Below are 2,685 nucleotides of genomic sequence, written 5' to 3' on the forward strand. Positions count from 1 at the left end.
CGTCCTTGCAGATCGACGAAGGTGCGCATGTTCTTGCTGATCAGATTGTCGGGCAACAGGATAGCAACAATTTGGCCACGAGCAGCATGGATCAAGCAGCATTAAGATCTCCTATAGAAGGCACGGTGATCAAGACTTTGATCAAGACTGGCGAAGTGGCGTCGGTTGGTCAAGCTGTAGCGATGATTGTAGACCCCAATAAGCTGTTTGTGTCAGCCAATATAGAGGAGACCGCTATCAATAAGATTCATGAGGGGCAAAAGGTTGATATTAAATTGGATAATTTCCCAGGTAAGATCTTAACGGGGAAGGTAAAAGAAATAAGCAAGGCTACAGCATCGACCTTCTCGTTGCTTCCATCGACGAACACAAGCGGTAATTTTACCAAAGTAACGCAGCGGATTCCTATTAAAATAGCGATTGAAGACAATCAAGGCCTTACACTATTGCCGGGAATCAGCACAACTATCAAAATTCACTTGAAGAGCAATTAAATAAAGAGGAGCCAGTTCAAATGAAACGATTAAACCAATTCGTAGTTCCCGCCGTTTTTATACTAGCTACCCTCGTTATTCTGCCCGCATGTGGGGCTATAGAAGCAGAAGAGTCAGGAGCATCGGTCGTTCCTGTTCAAGTGATCAAGTTGGGGCAAGGCGCTGCTGCAGGCCTGAATGGCAAAATAATTCCTGATCAGAGCATTAATATCGTTTCGAAGGCATCTGGTAAAGTTGCTGAAGTTCGTGTGCAAGAGGGCAGTAAGGTGAAAAAAGGAGATGTGCTTGTTCAGTTAGAGACCAGCGAATTGATCCAACAGGTCAAACAAGCCGAATTCTCAACCAGCGCAGCTCAGGCTAAATTGGCTGATACACAAGCAGGTGCCCGTCAGCAAGAGATCACTGGACTTCAGAGTTCTATCCAGGCAGCCGGTGGTGCTTATCAACAGACAACAGCGGCTGTTGAGCAGGCCAAAGCAGGATTGGAGCTTGCTACAAGCGTCTACAATCGTCTTCGCAATTCATTCGAGAGCAGCTCAAGTGTATCGCAGGATGATTTGGACAAAGGGACGCTCGACTATGAAAAGGCCAAAGCAGGTTACGAGCAGGCTTTAGGCGCGCAGAAAGCTGCCGAAGCACAATTGAGAGGAGCCGAAGCCAAGCTGGATCTTGCGAAAGTCGGCCCGACAGAAAATACGATTAAAGCGCTCCAAGCGGATGTTGAGCGATTGAATGCTACGCTTGAGCTTGCGAATAGCGGGCTGACCAATGCGACAATTACCGCTCCTATCGACGGAGTCATTGTAAAGAAAGGCATTTCGCCAGGGGAGTTGGCACAAGCCGGGGTACAGATCCTCTCGCTTGTCAATATGGATCAAGTCCAAGTAGAGCTTAGTGTTGTGGATAGCCAGATTACACAAGTGAAAGAAGGCATGACCGTAGACGTTAAGGTGCAGAACGTGCCGGATAAAAGCTTTCAAGGCGTGATCTCATTCGTCAGTCCGGTAGCGAACACAAACAGCAACTCATTCCCTGTTAAGGTCAAAGTCGATAACAAAGAGGGCTTGTTGTTTGCCGGTATGGTGGCAGAGGTCAAGCTGAATGCTTCCCAGCAAAGCCGTCTGGAAGTACCGAAAAGTGCAGTGATCAAAAAAGATCAAAAAGAATATTTGTTCACCGCAGACAACAGCACAGCGCACCTTGTTGAAGTGAAAACAGAAGAGAAGAATCAGGATTGGCTCTACGTGATGCCTAACAACAACATCAAAGCCGATCAACAAATCATCGTGAAGCCAGCAGAGAACCTGGCTGAAGGCACGAAGGTAAAAGCCGAATAGGAGGCACTCTGATGGCCGATGAATCGGTGGTTACAAAGCAGAAATCAGAAGGCAACGGCCAGATGTGGCTGTCGCTTATTGCTATCGTCACAGGTACGTTTGTCGCTGTATTGAATAGCAGCTTAATGAACGTGGCCATGAATAAATTCGTTGCCGTATTCGGCTCGGATCTCACAACCATGCAGTGGATCATTACGGGATATACGCTGGCTTCTGCTATGGTTATTCCGATGAGCGGATATCTGGGCGCGAGATTCGGCAATAAGAATTTATTTATCTACTCAGTTGCCGGGTTTACTATATTCTCTGTGTTATGCGGTTTGGCGTGGAGCGCCAATACGATGATTTTATTTCGGATCATTCAAGGGTTCGCCGGCGGGTTCATCATGCCGGTCGGAATGTCGATTATTTTCACCACCTTTCCGAAGGAAAAGACAGGTACAGCCATGGGATTATGGGGGATTGCGGCCATGGTGGCTCCTGCGTTAGGGCCAACATTCGGTGGTTATTTGATCCAGAATTTCAGCTGGAGGCTCCTTTTCTTCATTAACGTGCCGATTGGCATTCTGGCTGTCGTGTTGGGCAAGATTCTCATGAAGGAGTCACCTCGCACAACAGGGTTGAAATTTGATACGCCAGGGGCCGTCTTGTCCATGATGTTCTTCGGAAGTCTGCTGCTGGCTTTAAGCAAAGGGCAGTCCGAAGGCTGGACTTCGTTGTTCATTGTCAGCCTGCTGTTTGTTGCTCTCTGCAGTTTAATGTTATTAATCTGGGTGGAGCTTGGAGCCAAGCAGCCTGTTCTGGACTTGAACTTATTCAAAAATGTTAAATTTACGATTAGTGTCATTTCGGGC

3 protein-coding genes are annotated in these 2,685 nt (G+C 47.4%); all 3 read left to right on the forward strand.

Features of this window, described 5'->3' with window-relative positions:
- Nucleotides 1-494: HlyD family secretion protein (locus AC1DUA_RS32935; protein ID WP_477503742.1), on the forward strand; the 494-nt coding region annotated here is incomplete at its 5' end.
- A 20-nt stretch (nt 495-514) separates the two neighbouring features.
- Nucleotides 515-1,831: an efflux RND transporter periplasmic adaptor subunit gene (locus AC1DUA_RS32940; RefSeq protein WP_477503743.1), complete on the forward strand. Its 1,317-nt coding sequence runs from the start codon at nt 515-517 to the stop codon at nt 1,829-1,831.
- Between the two features lie 11 nt (nt 1,832-1,842).
- A partial coding sequence (locus AC1DUA_RS32945) for a DHA2 family efflux MFS transporter permease subunit (RefSeq protein ID WP_477503744.1) occupies nt 1,843-2,685 on the forward strand: 843 nt, incomplete at its 3' end.

The organism is Paenibacillus sp. 01T422 (assembly GCF_056398785.1).